Genomic DNA, 22221 nt, shown 5'->3' with positions numbered 1-22221 from the left:
AAAACCTTGCCGCACGGGCATAAATACCGCATAAAAATTGCTCGGCCCGCCAGGGGCGGAGCGGTTTTTTACTCTCCGAATGTCAAGTAAGGCATGATATTTGCGTGAACGGGGAGGCAATGCCACACCACACGCAACAGAACAGGAGGTAAGCCGCAATGGGCAAACTGATCGTGGTATCGAATCGCGTGGCGCCGACGCAGGAGGGCCGTCCTGCCGCGGGCGGCCTCGCGGTCGGCGTACTGGACGCGCTCAAGGAAACCGGCGGCGTCTGGTTCGGCTGGAGCGGGGAGACGATCCCGGAACAGGTGTCGCCGGTCATCACGCAGGAGGGCAGCGTCACCTACGCGACGGTCGGGCTCACGCGCCGCGATTACGACCAGTATTACCGCGGCTTCTCCAACACGACGCTCTGGCCGACCTTCCACTACCGCAACGATCTCGCGCGCTACGAGCGCGAGGAGTACAACGGCTACCTGCGCGTGAACGTGACGCTCGCGCGCCAACTGAAGCCGCTCATCGAACCCGACGACATCATCTGGGTCCACGACTATCACCTGCTGCCGTTCGCGCGCTGCCTGCGCGACCTCGGCGTGCGCAATCCGATCGGCTTTTTCCTGCACATTCCGTTTCCCGTGTCCGAGGTGCTGCGCTCGGTGCCGCCGCACGAGGAGCTCGTCAAGTTTCTCTGCCACTACGACGTGGTGGGCTTCCAGACCGACGCAGACCGCCAGGCGTTCCTCGACTACGTCGAGCGCGGCGGCCACGGCACGTCGAGCGAGGACGGCATGCTGCACGCATTCGGCCGGTTCCTGAAGGTGGGCACCTACCCGATCGGCATCTACCCCGAGGCCATCGCGCAGGCCGCCGCGCAGTTCACCGACCGCAAGTCCGTGCGCAGCCTGCGCGAGGCCATGCGCGGGCGCAAGCTGATCATGAGCGTCGATCGTCTCGACTATTCGAAGGGGCTCGCCGAGCGCTTCCAGGCGTTCGAGCGGCTGCTGCAGAACGGTCCCGGCTGGCACGGCCGCGTCTCGCTGCTGCAGATCGCGCCGCCCACGCGCTCGGACGTCCAGAGCTACCAGCGCATCCGCCGCAATCTGGAAGGCGAGGCGGGGCGCATCAACGGCCGCTTCGCGCAGCTCGACTGGACGCCGATCCAGTATCTGAACCGCAAGTACGAGCGCAACGTGCTGATGGCGCTGTTCCGTCTCTCGCAGGTCGGCTACGTGACGCCGCTGCGCGACGGCATGAACCTCGTCGCGAAGGAATACGTCGCCTCGCAGAACCCCGACGACCCCGGCATGCTCGTGCTCTCGCAGTTCGCGGGCGCGGCCGAGCAACTGCCCGGCGCGCTCGTCGTCAATCCCTATGATCTTTCGCAGACGGCCGAGGCGCTCGAGCGGGCGCTCTCGATGCCGCTCGCCGAGCGCCGCGCGCGGTACGCGGACATGATGGCCTCGCTCGAGGCGAACAATCTTTCGGTGTGGCGCGACACGTTCCTCACCGATTTGCGTAGCGTCGCGACGGCCGCCTCGGTGACGGCGAAGGCGGCCAACAACAAGCGCGCGGACGCGGACGCGGACGCGGACGCGAACGCGGCTTGAGTTGGCGAAGCGTCGCCCGCGAACCGGAAGCCCGCTCAGCCTGCCGCCCGACCCGCCGCGCCCGGCACGATCCGCAGCAGGCTGACCACGGCGGCTCCGGCCGCGAATACGGTGGCGACGTAGAGTGCGACGGTCGGCCCGTGCGCGGGCGCGACGCCGAAGATCAGCGCGACGAGCGCGGCCCCCAGCGTCTGCCCCGTGAGCCGCGCGGTGCCGAGCATGCCGCTCGCGCCGCCGCTGCGCTCGCGCGGCGCGGCCGAGAGCATCTGCCGGTTGTTCGGTGCCTGGAACGTGCCGAAGCCCGCGCCGCATAGCGCCATGCGCCAGCAGATCGAGAACGCGTCCGGGTGCGCGCCGAGCGTCGCGAGCAGCAACAGCCCGGTCGCAAGTAGCACGAGACCGATGCCGCCGAGGATGCCGGCCGGATAGCGGTCCGAGAGCGCGCCGGCCAGCGGCGCGGCCGCGACGATGACGAGCGGCCAGGGCGTCATCAGGAGCCCGGTCTCGACCTGCGAGAGGCCGAGCGTCTCCTGCAGCAGGAACGGCAGCGCGACGAACGCGAGCATCTGCGCGCAGAACGAGCAGACCGAGGTGCCGACCGAGAGCGCGAACACGCGGATGCGCAGCAGGTCCACCGGCAGCAGCGGCGCCGGCTGGCGCAACTGCCGCTTCACGAAGAACCACCCCATCACGACGGCGCTGGCCAGCTCCGCCGCCACGTAGCGGCGTGCCTCACCGTGCCCGAGTCCGTCCACGGAAAAGATCAGGAGACCGAACACCAGGGCGTTCAGCAGCGCGCTCAGGTAGTCGTAGGGCGCCCGGTGCGGGACGTTGACGGGCAGCGCCCGCAGGCCGCGCGTGAAGGCCGCGACGCCGATCGGCACGTTGATGGCGAAGAGCCAGGGCCAGGGCGCGACCGAAAGCACGCCCGCCGCGATGGTCGGACCGAGCGCCGAGGCGAGGGCGACCACCATCGCGTTGATCGCGACGCCGCGGCCGAGACTCGCGCGCGGATAGATGAGGCGCACGAGCGCCGTGTTCACGCTCATCACGCCGGCCGCGCCGAAGCCCTGGATTACGCGCGTGGCCGCGAGCATCGCCAGCGAGTGGGACAGCGCGCAGACGAGCGAGGCGACGGTGAAGACCGCGAGCCCGCAGAGGTAGATGCGCCGATAGCCGATGCGGTCGCCGAGCGAGGCGAGCGGCAGCAGCGAGATCGTGACGGCGAGCTGGTAGGCGTTGACGACCCAGATCGACGAGGCCGCGCTGGCGTGCAGATGGCGCGCGATGGTGGGCAGCGCGACGTTCGCGATGGCGCTGTCGAGCACGGCGAGCGTGATGCCGAGCGCGACGACGACGATGGCGTGATAGCGCTGCGGTAAGGGCAGACCGTCTTCGGGGGCGGATTGGCGGCCCGCCTTGCCGGCGTCGGCCGCTTCCGTCGGGGAGGGAGCGTTGTGCATCGTAGAGAGGGCGGGCGCGCGGGCGGAGTCGCCGCCGGTTTCGCGCCCGGGGATTTCGCCTGTTTCCTGTTTCGGTGAAGGGCGGGGCGCGGAGCCGTCCGCCGGCATGCGCGGCGCTTCGTTTGCCCGGAAGGCTCGTCCTGCCTCGGGCAAGGGGCCGTCCGTTCTTTCTTTGCGCGCGGGATGGGATCGGGGCGGCAACGGTGCGGACTCGCGGATGTCGTGCGGCACGTCCGCCGTCGTTGCCTGCCTTGCCGCTTCGATTTACTTCAATTGATAGAGCCCGGTGTAGCTCGCCGAGGCGATCTCGTTCAGATGCGTCATGAAGCGCGCGACGGCGTTCGTGGTGTCGGGCGTGACGGGCAGTTGCGCGACCTTCAGCGCATGCACGCGGAAGATGTAGCGATGCGGTTTGTCGCCCCGCGGCGGCGCGGCGCCGCCGAAACCGACCGTGCCGTAGTCGTTGCGTAGCTGGATCGCGCCGCGCGGCAGCAGGCTGCCGTCCGTCTTGCCGGCGTTGCGCGCGAGCGAACGCACGTCGGCCGGAATGTTGACGGCGATCCAGTGCCAGAAGCCGCTGCCGGTCGGCGCGTCGGGGTCGTAGACGGTCAGGGCGAGGCTCTGCGTCCCGGCGGGCGGCGCCTCCCATTGCAGCGCCGGCGAAACGTTGTCGCCGTCCACGCCGAATGCCCGATCGTCGAATTCCTGGGCCTTCGGCATGAAGCCGTCGGCAGGGAAGTCGTCGGACCAGAGTCGGAAATCAGCCATCGGATGCCTCCTTCGATGATGGTGCGAATGCGATGTGGGGATGGGCCGCGCAGGCGTCGCGCTGCGGTCGCGCTGCGCGGCCGGATCGGTCGAGTGTATCACTGCCGCCCGGGCGCGCCCGGCGGGGCGGCCCGTTCGGCGCGGGCCTCGAAGTAGGTCGGCGCGCCGCTGCGCAGCCAGGCGTCCAGTTCGGCGGCGAGCGCCTGCGGATCGCATTGCGCGCCGCGCAGCGCGCACTCCCAGATCACGGCCACGCGCCAGCCCTGGGCCGCGAGCGCGGCGAGCGCGCGGGCGTCGTGGGTGCGATTGCGGCCGATCTTCTCGCGCCAGAATTCGGGACGCGTTCGCGGCCACTTGAAGAGCGCGCAGTCGTGTCCGTGCCAGAAGCAGCCATGCACGAACACCACGGCGCGATGGCGCGGCAGCACGATGTCGGGGCGGCCCGGCAGGTCGGCGACGTCGAGACGAAAGCGGAAGCCGCGTCGATGCAGCAGGCTGCGGATCAGTTTTTCGGGCTTCGTGTTGCGCGCGCGGATGCCCGACATCATCCGGCTGCGGGTCGCGGCGTCGACGATATCGACCATGGCGCGCCCCTCGCCGTCGCGCTCAGGCCGCCGCGGCCACGGCTCGAGGCGGCTCGTAACCGGTTCGTGCCGCCTCGACGACGTGCGGGAGCATGATGCGGGCGACCTCGCGCATCACCGGCATCACGACGCTGTTGCCGAACTGGCGGTAGGCCTGCGTGTCGCTGACCGGAATCCGGAACGTGTCGGGAAAGCCCATCAGCCGCGCGCATTCGCGCGGCGTGAGGCGGCGCGGCCGCGCGCCCTCGCCTTGCGAGACGAGAATTTCCGAGCCGTCCTTGTGATAGCGCGCTGAGAGCGTGCGCGTCACGCTCCCGGCCTCGACGAGGCCGTAGCCGAAGCCGTTGCCCGCGGCGCGATGTTTGCGCGCGTAGGCCTGCAGATATTCCCAGAGGCCGGGCGTGAGCGTGTAGCGCGGCTGCACGCGGCGCGCCGCGTGATCGAAGAAGCGCTCGCCGTCCCAGGGCAGCACCGGCTCGCTGCCGTCGGCGCGATGCAGGATCGCGCCGAGACGCGGGCCTTCGGTCGGCAGGCGCAGGTCGTCCCACGAGAACGCGCTTGGCTCGCGAAAGCCGACGATGAGAATGCGCTCGCGATGCTGCGGCGTGAAATGGCGGCCGTCGACGACGCGGTGATGCACCTCGTAGCCGAGCTCGTCGCGCAGCGTCTGCAGGATTACCTCGAAGGTGCGGCCGCGATCGTGCGAGAGCAGATTCTTGACGTTCTCGAGCAGGAATGCCGCCGGGCGCTTTTCGGCGACGATGCGGGCGACGTCGAAAAAAAGCGTGCCCTGGGTCATGCACTCGAAGCCGTGCGGCCGGCCGAGCGCGTTCTTCTTGCTGACGCCCGCGATCGAGAACGGCTGGCACGGAAAGCCTGCGAGCAGCACGTCGTGATCGGGCACGCCGGCGGCCGGAAACGACACGATGTCGCCGACGAGCGCATGCCGTCCGCCCTGGGCGTCGGCGTGATTCTCGAGATAGGTTTTCTGCGAGAACGCGTTCCACTCGCTCGTGAATACGCATTCGCCACCGTGCGCCTCGAATCCCATGCGGATGCCGCCGATGCCCGCGAACAGATCGACGAAACGGAAGCGCGCCGGCTCGCCCGGCGTCCCGTCCGGTTGCAGCAACGCGCGCAGCGCGGCTTCGAGCGCCGGCGGACACGCGGTCTCGCCCTTTTCCCAGCGGCGCACGGTCCTGACGTCCTCGCCGAGCCGCTCGGCGAGCTGCCGCTGGGTGAAACGGGTGCGTGCCTGCTTGAGCAGGTCTCTCGGTTCGACCGTGAGCACGGAATCCTCGCTGGACAGATTGGCGGACATTATCGCCGATCTATTCGTGCCGGTTCACGTCGGGTCGCGCTGGCCGCAGCGCGTAGCCGCGATGCCGGCCGGGGCCGTCAGTTCGCGCCGGATTTCGATCCGCAGGACGAGCCCGGCGGGTCGCGTCGGGCGTCCGACTGCCGGTCGAACTCGTCGACCTGCCGCAGCAGGCCGTCGATCTCGCAGAGTTGGGTCTTGTTGACGTGCGCGGATTCGAGCAGCGTGTGCAGTCGGCGGCGCCAGTAGGCGGCAGGCAGGATGGGGCCGCCCAGGTCGCCGTGCAGCGAGGGCGGCATGACACGACGAATGTGCGCGATGTCGTCGTCGATGAGGCTCGAGGCGAGCGTGCCGGTGGGCAGGGAAGGCTCGTCGTTCATGTCGAAAAACAGCGTATTGCGTGGAGGGAAAGCCGGGACGCATGCACCGGTTTCGCGGCGCGGCCGGCTGCGCCCGGAACTGCATCGGTTCGCACCGGCAATGGGCAGGAAAGGGACGACCTCGGGACGACCTCGGCGCGCAATCTGCATGCGCTGCAAGGCCCGTGCCCGCAACGCTGCCGATTTGCGGCCGATTTACGCCCGATTCGCGCCTAACGCGATTCGGGCGGCGCCTCGGCCGCGCCCTCGAAGAAGCGGCGCGTCGCCTCGAACGATTGCAGCATCTGGTCGGGCCACGGCGTTTGCAGCATCACGGCCTGGTGATTCTCGAACGCCGACGACAGGAGCTGCGCCAGTTCCGGCGAACGCAGATGGCGCAGCAGCACGCTCACGGCGATGGCCGTGGCCTGACTCGCGCCAGCGGTCTGCAGTTCGGAGGCGGTGAGGGCGGCGAGTTGCTTGTTGAGATCCATGGAAAACCCGGGACGAACAGGGATTGACGGTAAAGGCCGGCATACGGGGCCGACGAGCGCAAAGACGACAAAGACGAAAGCGAAGGCCGCAACGGGCATGCCGCCGGCACGCCCGTTGCTGTCCGGTGACGCGATTGTAGTGCCTCATTTTCGGTCGGCCCGGATTCGCCGGACGCGGCGGAAGGTCTTTTCTTCCGGCCCGTTTCGGGCGGACGACGACCGGGGACGCATCGCGTTCCGGCGGCGGGCGGATGGAGGGTTTATCCCTATACAAGGCGCGTGGCGCGCCAGCCTATAAAGTCAGGATCTCAAAAAATACGGACTCGGAGACAGGACATGCACGACATCGAATCACGGACCATGCGCAAGGTGTTGCGAAGGTTCGTCCCGCTCCTGGTCGTCTGCTTCGTCGTGGCGTCCCTCGACCGCGTGAACGTCGGTTTCGCCGCGCTCACGATGAGCCACGATCTCGGCTTCACGTCGACGGTGTTCGGACTCGGCTCGGGCCTTTTCTTCATTGGCTATTTCTTCTTCGAGGTGCCCTCGAACGTAGCGCTCGAGCGCTACGGCGCGCGCCGCTGGATCGCGCGAATCATGCTGACCTGGGGCGTGCTCTCGGCGGCCAATGCGTTCATCGTCGGCGAGCGCAGCTTCTATTTCGTGCGCGTGCTGCTCGGCATGGCCGAAGCTGGCTTCTTTCCCGGCGTGATCCTGTTCATGACGTGGTGGATTCCCGTGAACTACCGGGCCCGCGTCGTCGGCGCGTTCATGGCCGCGATGCCGTTCGCGAGCGTGATCGGCGCGCCCGTGTCGGGCTGGCTGCTGGGCAGGAACGGCGTGCTGGGCCTCCAGGGCTGGCAACTGCTGTTCATCGTCGAGGCCTTGCCCTCGCTGCTGCTCGCGGGCGTGGTGCTGGCCGTGCTGCGCGACCGTCCGGCCGACGCGGAATGGCTCGACGACGACGAGCGCCAGTGGCTCGTGCGCAGGCTGGAGACCGACGGCCGGCAGGGCGCGGCCGTGAGCGAGAGCGGGTTCTGGAATATCGTGAAGCGCCCGATGGTGCTGGTGCTGTCGGCGGCCTACTTCGGCATCGTCGGTTCCAATTTCGGGCTGAGCTTCTACCTGCCGCAGATCGTCCACGCGTTTCATCTGACGTACGTGCAGACCGGCTGCGTGGCCGCGATTCCGTTCGCGGTCGGCGGGTTCGGCATGATGTGGTGGGGGCGCCGCTCGGATCGCCACGACGAGCGGCGTTTCCATTTGCTGCTGCCGATGGGGCTCGCGGTGATCGGCCTCGCGGGATCGACGTTCGCGCCGTGGCCGCCGCTCGAACTCGCGCTGCTTAGCGTCGGCTGCTTCGGCATCTACTCCACGCTGCCGGTGTACTGGGCCACCGTCTCGCGGCTCCTGAGCCCGGCCGTCGCCGCGGTGGGGCTCGCCGTCATCAATTCGCTCGCCAATCTGTCCGGTTTCGCCGCGCCCTACCTGATCGGCGCGATCAAGGACGCGACGGGCAGCACGGCCGGCGGCCTGCAGGCGATCGCGGCCTACGGCTGCATCACGTTCGTGCTGCTCGCGGGGATCAGCCGCCACGCGGCGCGCAGCCCGAGGCAGGACGTGGGCGCGGGCGAGCGGGTCGTCGGCGTCGGCGAAGCGGGAAGCTGAGCGCTTCGTTCGCATCGGTGAAGGAGCGCACGAGCATGCAGCCGACGGAGGCGGGAACGATCGAAGTCCGGATGCAGGGACACGTGCAGATCCTGACGCTGTGCCGGCCCGAGCACCATAACCGCGTGACGCAGGCGATGGCGGAAGCGGTCGCGCGAATCCTGGAGGCGTCCCGCGCCGACCGCGCGATCGCGGGGTGCGTGCTGACGGGCAAGGGCGGCGTGTTCTGCACGGGCGGCGACTACCTGAGCGCGGGCGGCACGAGCGAGGGCCGGCTCGCGTTCGCGCGCGCCTTCGCCGACATGGAGCGCGCGATGAACCGGCTCGGCAAGCCGCTCGTCGGGGCCGTCAACGGCAACGCGCATGCGGGCGGCTTCAGCCTCGTCGCCGCGTGCGACCTTGCCGTGGCGAGCGAGGCGGCGACGCTCGGTCTGCCCGAAATCGCGCACGGCCTCTTTCCGTTCCTCGCGCTCGCGATCGTCAAGGACAGTCTGCCGAAGAAGGTGCTGTTCGATCTGGTCTATCGCGCGCGTCTGCTGAGCGCGCACGAGGCGCGGGACCTGCATCTCGTCAACGAGGTCGTGCCGCCTTCGCAGGTGCTCTCGCATGCCGTCGAACTGGCCGGCTGCACCGCGGCCTGGCATCCCGACATCGTCGGCCTTGGGCGCGATCTCTACTACAACACGCGTTGCGCCAGTCCTGTCGAAGCCGTCGAGCAATCGCGCTTCGCGCTCGCGGCGGCGCTGAAGGCGATGGAAGAGGGGGGCGGGCGGGGGTGATCGGCTCCGCCCGTATTTGTCCGTCTCGAGAAAATCGCTAATCGCTTCGCGCTGGCCGCGTATTCCTTTAGCAGGCTTTTCTCCCTCATCAAGGCCAGCACGGTAATTCGCGCACGCCGGCCAGCCGGAAATACCCGCGCAATCAGCCAGAAAACGACATCGGCAAACCCTCGCGCCGGGCGTTTTATTTTGCTGTCGCGCCTTTATCGAATCGTCTCATTTTTAATTAATCAAGATTCATGGTGAATAAAATGGATCTCGTTAACCCTGTGGCAGCCGATTTGTAAAAGGCAATTTACGGTTTTATCCGGACAATAATTAACGGTTTTCCCCTTTGTTTCGTGACGATTATTGACAACCGATTCCGCTTCGTCGACTTACGATAAATAAAAGAATTCTTAAAAGCCACGCCTGATTACGGGGTTGCGGAGATTAGCGGCGATCCGGCGTGCCAATGGGCCAGTCCAGCATCGAAAAATGAAGCATGGACTTCGGTTGTCGAAGCTTTAATTCCGGGTAAAACGTCATGAAGAAGAACCGCGGCATTTTGAGGGGGAGTCTGCCTGCTCGCACGACCATAGCGGCAGGTTTGACAAAGTCGGAGAATAAACAGCAGGCGTTCATTCCCGGTGCGATTGGCCAGGCGCCTTTCTTAAAATCGGCACGGCTCGCGAGAATCACCGGGAGATTATTGGCGACCTGCGTGGGTTCGTATCTCGCGTTCAATACGCCCAGTGTCATGGCGCAGGCGAGCTATGTGGCCGGAGACAATGCCACTTCCGGCGCGGGGTCCGATACGGTCTCGTGGCCGCTCATCAACACGGCATACAGTTCCGGCACACTTCTGTACGGCACCGCCGTGGGAAATTCCGCGGCGTCGGCCGGAGAGGGCACGAGTGCGTTCGGCGATCACGCCTCCGCCGAGGCCGTGCTCACGACGGCGCTCGGTGCCTATTCGAGCGCGAGCGGTGACGGCGCGACGGCAGTCGGCACCAGCGCCATGGCGAGCGGCACCGAGTCGGTGGCGCTCGGCGTGAACTCGGCCGCCAACGATGTCTACAGCATCGCGATAGGGGAGCAGGCCGTCGCGGGCGTGGCCGGCAGTTCGAACAATCCGGAGTCGATCGCGATCGGCTATCAGGCGAGCGCGACCGGCAACGGGTCGGTGGTGCTGGGCGGGCAGGCCTCGGCGTCGTCGCTCTACGGCGTTGCCGTAGGGGTCGCGGCGGCGGCGGCGGGTTCGACTTCGGTCGCGATGGGATTCAATGCGCAGACTTACGGTTCGGGCGATATCGCCATAGGCAGCGGCGCCAATGGCGGCGGGAACGCGACGGTCGCGGCAGTCGACGCGATGGCGCTCGGCAACAACGTCACGGCGTCCGGCCTGGCCTCGATCGCGTTGGGAGTCGGTTCGAGCGCCACCGCAGAGGACGCGCTGGTGGCGGGGGCGTCCTCCACGGCCAGCGGCGAATATGCGGTCGCGCTGGGCACAGGGAGCAACGCGCTGTCGCAGAGTGCGGTTGCGGTCGGTCTGGGGACGATCGCGGCCGGGGGGCCGGCCGTCTCGATCGGCGACGCCGGTACGGCATACGGTAGCGGCGCCGTCTCCATCGGCGACGCCAACATCGCATACGGCAGCGGCGCCGTGGCGATCGGCGATCCGAACGACGCCTCGGGCACCGGCGCCGTGGCGGCCGGCGCGAACAACATCGCGAACGACGACGGCACGGCGACCGTTACGGCCACCAACGGCGCGAACGGCGCGGTGGCGATCGGCAACCAGAATACGGCGGTCGGGCAGGGTTCCGTCGCGCTCGGCAACGCGTCGGTCGCCGGCGGAGCGGGCGCGCTCGCGTTCGGCGACACGGCGACGGCATCGGCGGCGGGCGGCGTCGCGCTCGGCTCCGGGGCGAACGCGGTCAATGCGAACGACGTCGCGCTCGGCAGCGGCTCCGTCACGGCGGCGCCGGTGCCGACCAGCAGCGCGACGGTCGGCGCGACGACCTACAGCGGTTTCGCCGGCACGAATCCGACCAGCGTGGTCAGCGTCGGAACGGCCGCGGCGCCGCGTCAAATCACGAACGTGGCCGCGGGCCAGATCACGCCGACGTCCACGGACGCGATCAACGGTTCGCAGCTCTACGCGGTGGCGAGCACGGTGGCGACGGCTGTCGACGGCGGCGGCATCAAGTATTTCCACGCGAATTCGACGGAGACCGATTCCGACGCGGCGGGCGCCAATTCGATCGCCGTCGGCCCGGCGGCCACGGCCAACGGCGACGAGAGCATCGCGCAGGGCGACGGTGCGGTGGCCGGCGTGTCCGGCTCCACGACGGGCGACATCGCGATCGGCGACGGCGCGAGCGCGACGGGCGGCCTGTCGGTGGCCCTCGGTTCGGCCGCGAGCGTCGCGACGGCGGGCGGCGTGGCGATCGGCGCCGGATCGGTGGCGAATCGCGCGGCCGGCACGTATACGGACCCGATCACGGGCGACAGCTTCACGACTACCAGCGGGGCGGTTTCGGTCGGCGCGTCGGGCGACGACCGTCAGATCACGAACGTCGCGCCGGGCACGGAGCCGACCGACGTGGTCAACCTGTCCCAGCTCGAGGCCGCGTTCGCGAATCTCACGCAGAGCATCGGCGCGGTGCAGCCGGCGTCGGCGGGCTCGTCCGGTTCGACGCAGCAGTGGGTCGCGAGCAATCCGACGACCTACACGGCGCCGTCCGCGAGCGGCTCGAACGCGCTGGCCGCGGGCAGCGGCAGTACGGCGTCCGGCCCGAACAGCACGGCCATCGGCACGGGCGCGAGCGCGAGCGGCGCCAATTCGGTCGCGTTGGGCGCGAATTCCGTCGCGACCGGGGCCAACACGGTATCGGTCGGCTCTCCCGGCAACGAGCGCACGATTTCCAACGTGGCGCCCGGCGTGAACGGGACGGACGCCGTGAACGTCAACCAGTTGAACGCCGGCATCGGCCGCATGCAGGACGAAGACAACGCCTACACCGACCAGCAGGTCGGCACGCTGCGTCGCGACATGGAGGGCGGCGTGGCCGCCGCGATGGCGCTGGCCGGGTTGCCCCAGCCGACCGCGCCGGGCCGCAGCATGGTCTCGGTCGCGGGCGCGGAGTGGGAAGGGCAGGAGGGCATGGCGCTCGGCTTGTCGACGATATCGGATAACGGCCGGTGGGTGCTCAAGGGCGCGGTCACCACGAGTTCGCGCGGACAGACCGGCGGCGTGGTCGGCGCCGGTTATCAATGGTGAGCGGGATACGCCACGTACGGGGAGAAATCGACATGAACAACGGTACACGCGCGGCGCTGGCCGCGACGGCGGCCGCGGCAATGCTGCTCGCAGGCTGCGGGATGAGTCCCGCGGTGACGTCCGACGGGTCGCCCGCGTTTCCCGATCGCAGCCGCGCCTCGCTGCCCGAGGGCACTTTCGTGAACGTGGACAATCTGCGTCAGGTCCAGCCGGGCCTCACGAAACGGCAGGTGTACGAACTGATTCGCGAGCCGCACTTCAACGAAGGGATCGTCGGCGTGCACGTGTGGAACTACGTTTTCGATTTGCGCGACGCCGGCAGCGAGCAGATCGTCGCCTGCCAGTACCAGGTGCAGTTCGACCGGCACTATCGCGTCAAGGGTACCTACTGGAAGGACGCGCGGTGCGCGGAACTGGCGGCCGGGGATGGACAGAAGACGGCGCCCGCCGTGCAGGGCAATGGGCCGGACCCGGGGAAAGGCGGCGAGACCGGGCCGGGCTGAGCGAAGCCGATGTCCGGTCGGCCTTGCGTGAGTAAGCCAATTCCTCTATTCCCGGATCTGCCGGAACTCGCTCGCGTTGGCGGCATCACTGCCAACTGGCAATAACGTCCTGACGCTTTATGGATAGATATCCAGATCGTTGAGAGGCGCTCCAGTCGGGTTACCGCGGACGTGCCGACATTATGGGTCGACGTATCGCATTTCAGCCGACGCTCCCATCAGAAGCGGCTGGTTCGCACTCGCCGTTGCGCGCAGATAGTCCCAGAGCGTTGCGATACGGCGGAGTTTGCGCAGGTCTTCGCGACTGCTCAGCCAGAAGTGCCGGGTGACGACGACTTCGTCCGGCAGGATCGACACCAGCGCCGGATTGGGCGTGGCCATGAAGCACGGAAGGATGGCCAGGGCTCTGCCCTGAAGGGCTGCATGGTATTGCGCGATGACGCTGGTGCTGCACAGGCGCGCCGTCACGTTGGGGATCGTCCGGTTCAGATAGAGGAGTTCGTGGCTGAATGCCAGGTCCTCCACATAGTCCATGAACTCATGATGGTGAAGATCCGCCGTCGAACGGATCGGCGCGCGACTCTCGAGATAGTCGCGCGTGCCATAGAGCCTGAGCTGATAGTCGCAGAGCTTCGTGAAGACGTACTGGCCGCGCTCCGGCCGTTCCAGTGTGATGGCCATGTCCGCTTCCCGTTTAGACAGGCTGACGAAGTGGGGTACCGGCAGCAGGTCCAGCGAGACGTCGCAATGTATGGCTGCGAAGCGGGCCAACTGTGGCGCGAGGAAAAAGCACCCGAAGCCTTCCGTGGACCCGATCCGGATGTGTCCCGACAGACTGTGCGTGGCTCCCGCGAACTGCTCGCTGGCCGAGTGCACGGCCGTCTCGACCGCGTCGGCATGGCGTAACAGTTTCTGTCCGTCGGTGGTCAGCGTAAAGCCGTCGGCGCGCGACTTGTCGAACAGGACCGTTCCGAGCGCTGTTTCGAGTTCCCGCACACGCCGCGCGACGGTGGTGTGATCAACGCCCAGTTGTCTGGCCGCCGCACTTGCGCGCTGAGTTCGCGCGACCGCCAGGAAATAACGCAGGTCGTCCCAGTTCAGTGTCTCCATGGTTGTTGTGTTTTTTTGCATATCGGATGGGTTTTTCTATGTCTAGGCTGAGGATTTCCAAATAACTATACTCAGTCGCGAGCCGCCGGACCAAGTGCGGCGCGACCTGCCGATATGGTCTGCCAGGCGGGCGGAAAAAAATGATACGGAGACATAACATGCATGTTGATTCGACAACAGAGGACTTACCCGGGGCTCCCGCGATCCGGAAGCGAGCCCGGGACTACATCCTCGCTGGCTGGGCCAGCATGGCGGGGACCACGATCGAGTGGTACGACTTCTTCCTCTACGGTACGGCCGCGGCACTTGTCTTCAACAAGATATTCTTTCCCACGCTCTCCCCGATCATCGGTACGCTCGCCGCTTTCGCGACGTATGGCGTCGGTTTCGTAGGCCGGCCGCTGGGCGGAATCGTCTGCGGACATTTCGGCGACCGGATTGGCCGCAAGTCGATGCTGCTCGTCACGCTACTGCTGATGGGGATACCGAGTGTCGCGATCGGCCTGATCCCTTCGTACCAGAGCATCGGCTACTGGGCGGCCGTGTTGCTCGTCGCGATGCGCTTCCTGCAGGGGATGGCCGTCGGCGGCGAATGGGGCGGGGCGGTGCTGATGGCCGTCGAGCATTCGCCGGCAGGTCTCAAGGGTTTTTTCGGCAGCCTGCCGCAGATGGGCGTCGGCTTCGGGTTGATCCTGTCTTCGATTGCGATGGCGGCGGTCACCGCGCTTCCCGAACCGGACTTGCTCGCGTGGGGCTGGCGCATTCCGTTCCTCGCGAGCATCGCGCTCGTGGTGATTGGCTGGGTGATCCGCGTGCGCGTGCCCGAGTCGCCCGACTTCGAGCGCATCAAGGAGCGCGGCGAGCCGGTCAAGGCGCCGATTCTCGAGGCGATACGCGCGCAGCCACGCGAACTGTTGCTGATCATCGGCGCGCGTACCGCGGAGAACACGTGGTTCTATCTCGTCGTGGCGTTTGCGCTTGCCTACGCGGCGAATCAGCTAAAGATTCCGAAGGCCGGCATTCTGCATGCCATCACCGCCGGCGCCGTACTGTCCATCGCGACGATACCGTTCTGCGGTTGGCTCAGCGATCGCATTGGGCAGCGTCTCCTGTTCCTGATCGGGCTCGTCGTGATGGGCGCGTTCGTTGCGCCGTTCTTCTCGATGCTCGCCACGTTGCATCCGGCAACAGTCTGGTGGGCGATTGTGCTCGGCGTGGGCGTCGTGTTTCCGATCCTGTACGCGCCCGAGTCGCAACTGTTCGCCGCGCAGTTTCCCGCGCAGATCCGCTATAGCGGCATCTCGATGTCGGTGCAGATCGCCGGCGTGCTCGGCGGCGGCGTCGCGCCGATGATCGCAACCGCGCTGCTGGCGGCAGGCGGCGGCCATCCGCACTACGTCGTCGCGTACATGATCGCGCTGGCCGCGATCGGGTTCGTGTGCACGTTGCTGATGCGCTCGTCCACGGACCGACACAGTCCGCCCGTCGAATCCCGATTTGTCTCCGGTCTGTGAGACAGGCCCCTTATACCCCCGGAAAGAGAGCCCATAATGAACGCAGTCACCCAGGCATCGAACGCCCACGCGCCGACCGTCAAATTGCTGATCGGCGGGGAGTTCGTTGAATCGAAGACGCAGGAGTGGCGCGACATCGTCAACCCGGCAACGCAGGAGGTGCTCGCCCGCGTGCCGTTCGCAACGGTAGACGAAGTCGACGCAGCGATTCGCAACGCCCATGCCGCATTCGCCAGTTGGCGCAGTACGCCGATTGGCGCGCGTCTGCGGATCATGCTGAAATACCAGGCGCTTATCCGCGAGCACATGCCGCGTATCGCGAAGACGCTGACCGCCGAACAGGGCAAGACGCTGCCGGACGCCGAAGGCGACATCTTCCGCGGTCTCGAAGTCGTCGAGCATGCCTGCTCGATTGGCACGCTGCAGCAGGGCGGCTTCGCGGAAAACGTGGCCGGCGGTATCGATACCTATACGTTGCAGCAGCCGCTCGGCGTCTGCACGGGCATCACGCCGTTCAATTTTCCCGCGATGATCCCGCTGTGGATGTTTCCGATGGCAATCGTCTGCGGCAACACCTTCGTCCTGAAGCCTTCCGAGCAGGACCCGCTTTCGACGATGCAACTGGTCGAACTGGCGCTCGAAGCGGGTATCCCGAAGGGCGTGCTCAACGTCGTGCACGGCGGTAAGGCGGTTGTCGACGCGCTTTGCACGCACCCGCTCGTCAAGGCCATTTCGTTTGTCGGCTCGACGGCCGTCGGTACGCATGTCTACCGGCTCGGCAGCGAACACGGCAAACGCGTGCAGTCGATGATGGGCGCGAAGAACCACGCCGTCGTGCTACAGGACGCGAACCGCGAGCAGGCGATCAACGCGCTCGTCGGGGCCTGCTTCGGCGCGGCGGGCCAGCGATGCATGGCGACCTCGGTCGTGGTGCTGGTGGGGGCGGCGCGGCAATGGCTGCCCGATCTCGTGGAGAAGGCGAAGACGCTGAAGGTCAATGCCGGCCACGAGCCGAAGACCGATGTGGGCCCCGTGGTGTCGCGCGCGGCCAGGACCCGGATTCTGGGCCTCATCGAGTCGGGCGTGAAGCAGGGCGCCACGCTGGCGCTCGACGGCCGTCACGTCAGGGTGCCGGGCTACGAGCAGGGCAACTTCATCGGCCCAACGATCTTCACGAACGTGAAGACCGACATGGATATCTATACGAACGAGATTTTCGGGCCCGTACTGCTGGTGCTGACGGCGGCCTCGCTCGACGAGGCCATTGCGATCGTCAACGCCAACCCGTTCGGCAACGGCGTGGGGCTGTTCACGCAGAGCGGCGCGGCGGCGCGGAAGTTCCAGAGCGACATCGATATCGGCCAGGTGGGGATCAACATTCCGATTCCGGTGCCGGTTCCGTATTTCAGCTTCACGGGTTCGCGCGGCTCGAAGCTGGGCGACCTCGGGCCTTACGGCAAGCAGGTCGTGCAGTTCTATACCCAGACGAAGACGGTGACTGCGCGCTGGTTCGACGACGCCACGGTCAGCGATGGCGTGAACACGACGATCAGCCTGAAATAATGCGGGCAGCGGCAGGAGGAGACAGCATGAAAATCGGTTTCGTCGGACTCGGCAACATGGGCGCGCCGATGGCGCTCAACCTGTTGAAGGCAGGGCACGTGCCGACGGTGTTCGACCTGAACCCGCGCGCCGTTCAGCTACTCGTCGATGCCGGCGCGAAGGGCGCCGGCTCGCCGAGAGCGGCGGCCAGCGACGCCGAGGTGGTGATCTCGATGTTGCCGGCGGCTGTGCACGTCCGGAGTGCGTTGACGGGCGGCGACGGCATCCTGGCCGGCCTCGCGACCGGCGTCACCATCGTCGATTCGAGCACTATCGATCCGGCCAGCGTCCGGGAGTTCGCGGCGCTGGCGTCGGAGCGCGGCGGCGCCTTCGTCGATGCGCCCGTATCGGGCGGCACCGGCGGCGCAGCCGCGGGGACGCTGACGTTCATGGTCGGCGGCAGTCCGCAGCAGTATCGGCAGTTGACGCCGGTGCTGTCCGCAATGGGCAAGAACATCGTGCATTGCGGCGAAGTCGGGACGGGCCAGGTCGCGAAGATCTGCAATAACCTCGTGCTCGGCATCACGATGGCCGGAGTGGCCGAAGCGATGGCGCTCGGCGAAGCGCTCGGCATCGACCCGAAGGTTCTCGGCGACATCGTGAATACTTCGACGGGACGCTGCTGGAGCTCGGATACGTACAACCCGTTTCCGGGACTGATCGAGACGGCGCCTTCGGCGCGCGGGTACACAGGCGGCTTTGGCACGGACCTCATGCTGAAGGATCTCGGTCTCGCGACCGAGGCGGCGAAGAGTGCGAAGCAGCCTGCGTTCATGGGCGCGCTGGCGCAGCAGCTTTATCAGGCGATGAGCAGCCGGGGTGACGGGAAGCTGGACTTCTCGGCCGTCATCAAACTGTACCGGCGCGAGTGAATCGCGCGCGCCCGACCTGCCTCGCCGCGTTCGGGTACGCGAAAGTCGCCTCGTCGGCGTATGGTCGGCGTTTGCCCGGATCGAGGGATTGGGCTGGCGCCGGCCCGTCTTCTTTGCGCCAACTATCGCTGATCGTTCGAGAGCGATGCGACGGGCACGCGCACCCAGCCTTCCATCAGCACGCGCGCGCTGCGGCTCATGACGGCCTTCGTCACGGTCCATTCGCCGTCGACGTACTTTGCCTCGGCGCCGACGCGTAGCGTGCCGGACGGATGGCCGAAGCGCACCGTGCGTCGTTCGCCGCCGCCGGCCGCGAGGTTCACGAGCGTGCCCGGAATTGCCGCGGCCGTGCCGATCGCTACAGCCGCCGTGCCCATCATGGCGTGATGCAGCTTGCCCATCGACATCGCGCGCACGAGCAGGTCGACGTCGCTGGCTTCGACGCGTTTGCCGCTCGACGCCGCGTAGCCGGCCGGTCTCGCCACGAACGCGATCTTCGGCGTGTGCTGGCGCGTCGCGATCTCGTCGAGCTGCTTGATGAGGCCCATGCGCAGCGCGCCGTGCGCGCGGATCGTTTCGAACTTCTCCAGCGCCTTCGCGTCGCCGTTGATCGCGTCCTGCAGCTCAGTGCCCGTGTAGCCGAGCGACCCGGCGTCGACGAAGATCGTCGGGATGCCGGCGTTGATCATGGTGGCCTTGAACGTGCCGACTCCGGGCACGTCGAGGTCGTCGACGACGTGCCCGGTCGGGAACGTCGTGCCGCCCGCGCCTTCCTCCCCGGCGGCCGGGTTCATGAACTCGAGCTGCACCTCGGCGGCCGGGAAGGTCACGCCGTCGAGTTCGAAGTCGCCCGTCTCCTGCACGGCGCCGTTCGCGATCGGCACGTGCGCGATGATGGTCTTCGAAATATTGGCCTGCCAGATGCGCACGGTCGCGATGCCGTTTTCGGGGATACGCGCCGGGTCGACGAGTCCGCTGCCGATCGCGAACGGCCCGACCGCCGCCGAGAGGTTGCCGCAGTTGCCGCTCCAGTCGACGAATGCGCGGTCGATGGCGACCTGGCCGAACAGATAGTCGACGTCGTGATCGGGCCGGCGGCTCTTCGCGACGATCACGGTCTTGCTCGTGCTCGAGGTCGCGGCGCCCATGCCGTCGATCTGCTTGCCGTACGGATCGGGGCTGCCGATCACGCGCATGAGCAGCCGGTCGCGCGCCGCGCCCGGCTGCTGCGCCGCCTCGGGCAGGTCCTGCAGGCGGAAGAACACGCCCTTGCTGGTGCCGCCGCGCATGTAGGTGGCGGGAATCCTGATCTGGGGTAGGTGAGCCATGAAATGTGAGTCCTGAAATGTGGGAGGCGGTACGTTGCCGTACCACCCGTTCACGAGGTCTCGGCGCGCCGTTACGCCGAGGCCTTCGACGATTCGAGAAAGTCCTGCGCGAAGCGCTGCAGCACGCCGCCCGCGTCGTAGATCGAGACCTCCTCGGCTGTATCGAGCCGGCAGGTGACGGGCACCTCCACGCGCTCGCCGTTCTTCCGGTGGATCACGAGCGTCAGGTCGGCGCGCGGCGTACGCGCGCCGATCACGTCGAACGTCTCGGTGCCGTCGATGCCGAGCGTCTTGCGGTTCGCGCCCGGCTTGAACTCCAGCGGCAGCACGCCCATGCCGATCAGGTTGGTGCGGTGGATTCGCTCGAAACCCTCGGCGGCGATCGCCTCTACGCCCGCGAGGCGGACACCCTTGGCCGCCCAGTCGCGCGACGATCCCTGGCCGTAGTCCGCGCCCGCGACGATGATGAGCGGCTGCTTGCGCTCCACGTAGGTTTCGATGGCTTCCCACATGCGCGTGACCTTGCCCTCCGGCTCGATGCGCGCGAGCGAGCCCTTCTTCACGGCGCCGTCCACCACGGCCATCTCGTTGACGAGCGTCGGGTTCGCGAACGTCGCGCGCTGCGCCGTGAGGTGGTCGCCGCGGTGCGTGGCGTACGAGTTGAAGTCCTCTTCGGGCAGGCCCATTTTAGCGAGATATTCGCCGGCCGCGCTGTTCGGCAGGATAGCGTTCGAGGGCGAGAGATGATCGGTCGTGATGTTGTCGCCGAGCACGGCGAGCGGGCGCAGACCGCGCAACGTGCGCTCGCCTGCGAGCGAGCCCTCCCAGTACGGCGGGCGGCGGATGTAGGTGCTTTGGGCGCGCCAGTTGTACAGCGGGTCGGTCGTTTCGCTGCTGGCCGCCGTGGCTGCGAACATCGGCTCGTAGACCTTGCGGAACTGCTCGGGCTTCACGCTCTGCGCGACGATGGCGTCGATTTCCTCGTCGGTCGGCCAGAGGTCTTTCAGATAGACCGGCTGGCCGTTCCGATCGGTGCCCAGCACATCCTTTTCGATGTCGAAGCGGATCGTGCCCGCAATCGCATAAGCGACGACGAGCGGCGGCGACGCGAGGAACGCCTGCTTCGCATACGGGTGGATGCGGCCGTCGAAGTTGCGGTTGCCCGAGAGCACGGCGGTGGCATACAGGTCGCGATCGACGATCTCCTGCTGGATCTTCGGATCGAGCGCGCCCGACATGCCGTTGCAGGTCGTGCACGCGAACGCGACGATGCCAAAGCCGAGCTTCTCCAGTTCCGGCAGCAGCTTCGCTTCTTCGAGGTAGAGCTCGACCGTCTTCGACCCCGGCGCGAGCGAGCTCTTCACCCACGGCTTGCGCGCGAGGCCGCGCGCGTTCGCGTTGCGCGCGAGCAGCGCGGCGGCGATCACGTTGCGCGGATTGCTGGTGTTCGTGCAGCTCGTGATGGCGGCGATGATGACGGCGCCGTCGGGCATCCGGCCCGGCGTTTCCTCCCACTTGCCCGCGATGCCGCGCTCGGCCAGCGCCGAGGTGGGCAGCCGCCTGTGCGGATTCGACGGACCGGCCATGTTGCGCACCACGGTCGACAGATCGAACGTCAGCGTGCGCTCGTACTGCGCGTTGGCGAGCGTATCGGCCCACAGGCCGGCGGTTTTCGCGTAGGCCTCGACGAGCTTCACCTGCTCTTCGGCGCGGCCCGTGAGGCGCAGATAGCGGAGCGTTTGGTCGTCGATGAAGAACATCGCCGCCGTGGCGCCGTATTCGGGCGCCATGTTCGAGATCGTCGCGCGGTCGCCGAGCGTAAGGCTTGACGCGCCCTCGCCCCGAAACTCCAGGTACGCGCCCACGACCTTTTCCGCGCGCAGGAACTCGGTGAGCGCGAGCACGATGTCGGTCGCCGTGATGCCGGGCTGGCGCTTGCCGGTCAGCTCGATGCCGACGATATCGGGCAGGCGCATCCACGAGGCGCGGCCCAGCATGACGTTCTCGGCCTCGAGGCCGCCTACGCCGATGGCAATCACTCCGAGCGCATCGACGTGCGGCGTGTGGCTATCGGTGCCGACGCAGGTGTCGGGGTAGGCCACGCCGTCCGCCACACCGATCACGGGCGACATCTTCTCCAGGTTGATCTGGTGCATGATGCCGTTGCCGGGCGGGATCACGTCGACATTGCGGAACGCCTTCTTCGTCCAGTTGATGAAGTCAAAGCGGTCCTCGTTGCGGCGGTCCTCGATCGCGCGGTTCTTCGCGAACGCGTCGGGGTCGAAGCCGCCGCATTCGACCGCGAGCGAGTGGTCGACGATCAGTTGCACCGGCACGACCGGATTGACCCTGGCCGGGTCGCCGCCCCGGGCCGAGATCGCGTCGCGCAGGCCTGCCAGGTCGACGAGCGCGGTCTGGCCGAGGATGTCGTGGCAGACCACGCGCGCCGGGAACCACGGAAAATCGAGGTCGCGGCGGCGCTCGATCAACTGCCTGAGCGACGCCTCGAGCGTCGCCGGATCGCAGCGGCGCACGAGGTTTTCGGCGAGCACGCGCGAGGTGTACGGCAGCGTGTCGTAGGCGCCGGGCTCTATTGCGTCGACGGCGTCGCGTGCGTCGAAGTAGTCGAGGGTCGTGCCGGGGAGCGGCTTTCGGTAGAGAGTATTCATCGTCGGGCAGTCGTGATGCGGTGGCCGCCGGAAGGGCAGGCCCGGCGGCCGCTGTGGGGTATCGCCATGCGGCGGGGTCAACGTTTTGCCAGCGGCACGAACTTCAAATTTTCCGGTCCGGTGTAATTGGCGCTGGGGCGGATGATCTTGTTGTCGTCGCGCTGCTCGATGACGTGGGCGCTCCACCCGGCCGTTCGCGCGATCACGAAGAGCGGCGTGAACATGGCCGTGGGCACGCCCATGCGGTGGTACGAGACGGCGCTGAACCAGTCGAGATTCGGGAACATCTTCTTCGCATCCCACATGACTTTCTCGAGCCGC

Annotated in this window: 19 protein-coding genes; 8 read left to right on the top strand and 11 right to left on the bottom strand. The window is 67.3% G+C overall.

Going from position 1 to position 22221, the window contains the following annotated elements; genetic code table 11:
• The first annotated feature begins 158 nt into the window (after positions 1–158).
• Entirely contained in the window at positions 159–1607 is a 1449-nt protein-coding gene (otsA, locus tag CY652_RS22780; RefSeq protein WP_102132980.1) for an alpha,alpha-trehalose-phosphate synthase (UDP-forming), read from the top strand.
• 35 nt (positions 1608–1642) lie between these two features.
• On the opposite strand, the gene CY652_RS22775 is transcribed toward otsA, so the two are convergent.
• From CY652_RS22775 to CY652_RS22750, 6 genes are all read right to left on the bottom strand, one after another.
• A complete protein-coding gene (locus CY652_RS22775) occupies positions 1643–3070 on the bottom strand; it encodes an MFS transporter (RefSeq protein ID WP_102132979.1) in 1428 nt (475 codons plus the stop codon).
• Positions 3071–3334: 264 nt separating this feature from the next.
• On the bottom strand, positions 3335–3838 hold the full coding sequence (locus CY652_RS22770) for a YbhB/YbcL family Raf kinase inhibitor-like protein (protein ID WP_102132978.1): 504 nt from the start codon (positions 3836–3838) through the stop codon (positions 3335–3337).
• Positions 3839–3936: 98 nt separating this feature from the next.
• Positions 3937–4422 (bottom strand): very short patch repair endonuclease, encoded by a 486-nt coding sequence (locus CY652_RS22765; RefSeq protein WP_102132977.1) that lies wholly within the window; start codon positions 4420–4422, stop codon positions 3937–3939.
• Between the two features lie 22 nt (positions 4423–4444).
• Positions 4445–5743: a DNA (cytosine-5-)-methyltransferase gene (gene dcm, locus CY652_RS22760; RefSeq protein WP_102132976.1), complete on the bottom strand. Its 1299-nt coding sequence runs from the start codon at positions 5741–5743 to the stop codon at positions 4445–4447.
• Positions 5744–5820: 77 nt separating this feature from the next.
• Entirely contained in the window at positions 5821–6120 is a 300-nt protein-coding gene (locus CY652_RS22755) for a hypothetical protein (protein ID WP_102132975.1), read from the bottom strand.
• Positions 6121–6332: 212 nt separating this feature from the next.
• Complete coding sequence (locus tag CY652_RS22750; RefSeq protein ID WP_102132974.1) at positions 6333–6593, bottom strand: hypothetical protein; 261 nt, start codon at positions 6591–6593, stop codon at positions 6333–6335.
• A gap of 336 nt (positions 6594–6929) precedes the next feature.
• Here CY652_RS22750 and CY652_RS22745 point away from each other — a divergent pair, with 336 nt between their 5' ends.
• Both CY652_RS22745 and CY652_RS22740 read left to right on the top strand, forming a co-directional pair.
• On the top strand, positions 6930–8258 hold the full coding sequence (locus CY652_RS22745) for an MFS transporter (protein ID WP_102132973.1): 1329 nt from the start codon (positions 6930–6932) through the stop codon (positions 8256–8258).
• Between the two features lie 35 nt (positions 8259–8293).
• Positions 8294–9037: an enoyl-CoA hydratase/isomerase family protein gene (locus CY652_RS22740; protein WP_146010194.1), complete on the top strand. Its 744-nt coding sequence runs from the start codon at positions 8294–8296 to the stop codon at positions 9035–9037.
• Positions 9038–9469: 432 nt separating this feature from the next.
• On the opposite strand, the gene CY652_RS24985 is transcribed toward CY652_RS22740, so the two are convergent.
• Positions 9470–9778, bottom strand: a complete 309-nt coding sequence (locus CY652_RS24985; protein WP_258002421.1) for a hypothetical protein — start codon at positions 9776–9778, stop codon at positions 9470–9472.
• A gap of 118 nt (positions 9779–9896) precedes the next feature.
• Between CY652_RS24985 and CY652_RS22735 the strand changes: the two genes are divergently transcribed.
• On the top strand, positions 9897–12302 hold the full coding sequence (locus tag CY652_RS22735) for a YadA family autotransporter adhesin (protein ID WP_258002420.1): 2406 nt from the start codon (positions 9897–9899) through the stop codon (positions 12300–12302).
• A gap of 32 nt (positions 12303–12334) precedes the next feature.
• On the top strand, positions 12335–12805 hold the full coding sequence (locus CY652_RS22730) for an outer membrane protein assembly factor BamE (RefSeq protein WP_102132970.1): 471 nt from the start codon (positions 12335–12337) through the stop codon (positions 12803–12805).
• Positions 12806–12985: 180 nt separating this feature from the next.
• Here CY652_RS22730 and CY652_RS22725 read toward each other — a convergent pair whose 3' ends face one another.
• Positions 12986–13936, bottom strand: a complete 951-nt coding sequence (locus CY652_RS22725) for a LysR family transcriptional regulator (protein WP_102132969.1) — start codon at positions 13934–13936, stop codon at positions 12986–12988.
• A 137-nt stretch (positions 13937–14073) separates the two neighbouring features.
• On the opposite strand from CY652_RS22725, the gene CY652_RS22720 reads away from it, so the two are divergent.
• Genes CY652_RS22720 through mmsB form a run of 3 tightly spaced genes read left to right on the top strand, consistent with a single transcriptional unit; the run spans position 14074 to position 17903 of the window.
• Complete coding sequence (locus tag CY652_RS22720) at positions 14074–15429, top strand: MFS transporter (protein WP_102132968.1); 1356 nt, start codon at positions 14074–14076, stop codon at positions 15427–15429.
• Positions 15430–15465: 36 nt separating this feature from the next.
• A complete protein-coding gene (locus CY652_RS22715; protein ID WP_102132967.1) occupies positions 15466–16992 on the top strand; it encodes a CoA-acylating methylmalonate-semialdehyde dehydrogenase in 1527 nt (508 codons plus the stop codon).
• A gap of 26 nt (positions 16993–17018) precedes the next feature.
• Entirely contained in the window at positions 17019–17903 is an 885-nt protein-coding gene (gene mmsB, locus CY652_RS22710) for a 3-hydroxyisobutyrate dehydrogenase (protein WP_102132966.1), read from the top strand.
• A gap of 122 nt (positions 17904–18025) precedes the next feature.
• On the opposite strand, the gene prpF is transcribed toward mmsB, so the two are convergent.
• From prpF to CY652_RS22695, 3 genes are all read right to left on the bottom strand, one after another.
• Complete coding sequence (prpF, locus tag CY652_RS22705; protein WP_102132965.1) at positions 18026–19231, bottom strand: 2-methylaconitate cis-trans isomerase PrpF; 1206 nt, start codon at positions 19229–19231, stop codon at positions 18026–18028.
• A gap of 71 nt (positions 19232–19302) precedes the next feature.
• Positions 19303–21900: a Fe/S-dependent 2-methylisocitrate dehydratase AcnD gene (gene acnD / locus CY652_RS22700; protein WP_102132964.1), complete on the bottom strand. Its 2598-nt coding sequence runs from the start codon at positions 21898–21900 to the stop codon at positions 19303–19305.
• 77 nt (positions 21901–21977) lie between these two features.
• Positions 21978–22221 (bottom strand): citrate/2-methylcitrate synthase (locus tag CY652_RS22695; RefSeq protein WP_308410408.1); only part of this gene is annotated, 244 nt, incomplete at its 5' end.

This window comes from Burkholderia sp. WAC0059, assembly GCF_002870125.1.
Classification (GTDB): Bacteria; Pseudomonadota; Gammaproteobacteria; order Burkholderiales; family Burkholderiaceae; genus Paraburkholderia.
Note: the sequence above shows the minus strand (reverse complement) of the source record. Positions and strands in the feature narration are given on the sequence as shown.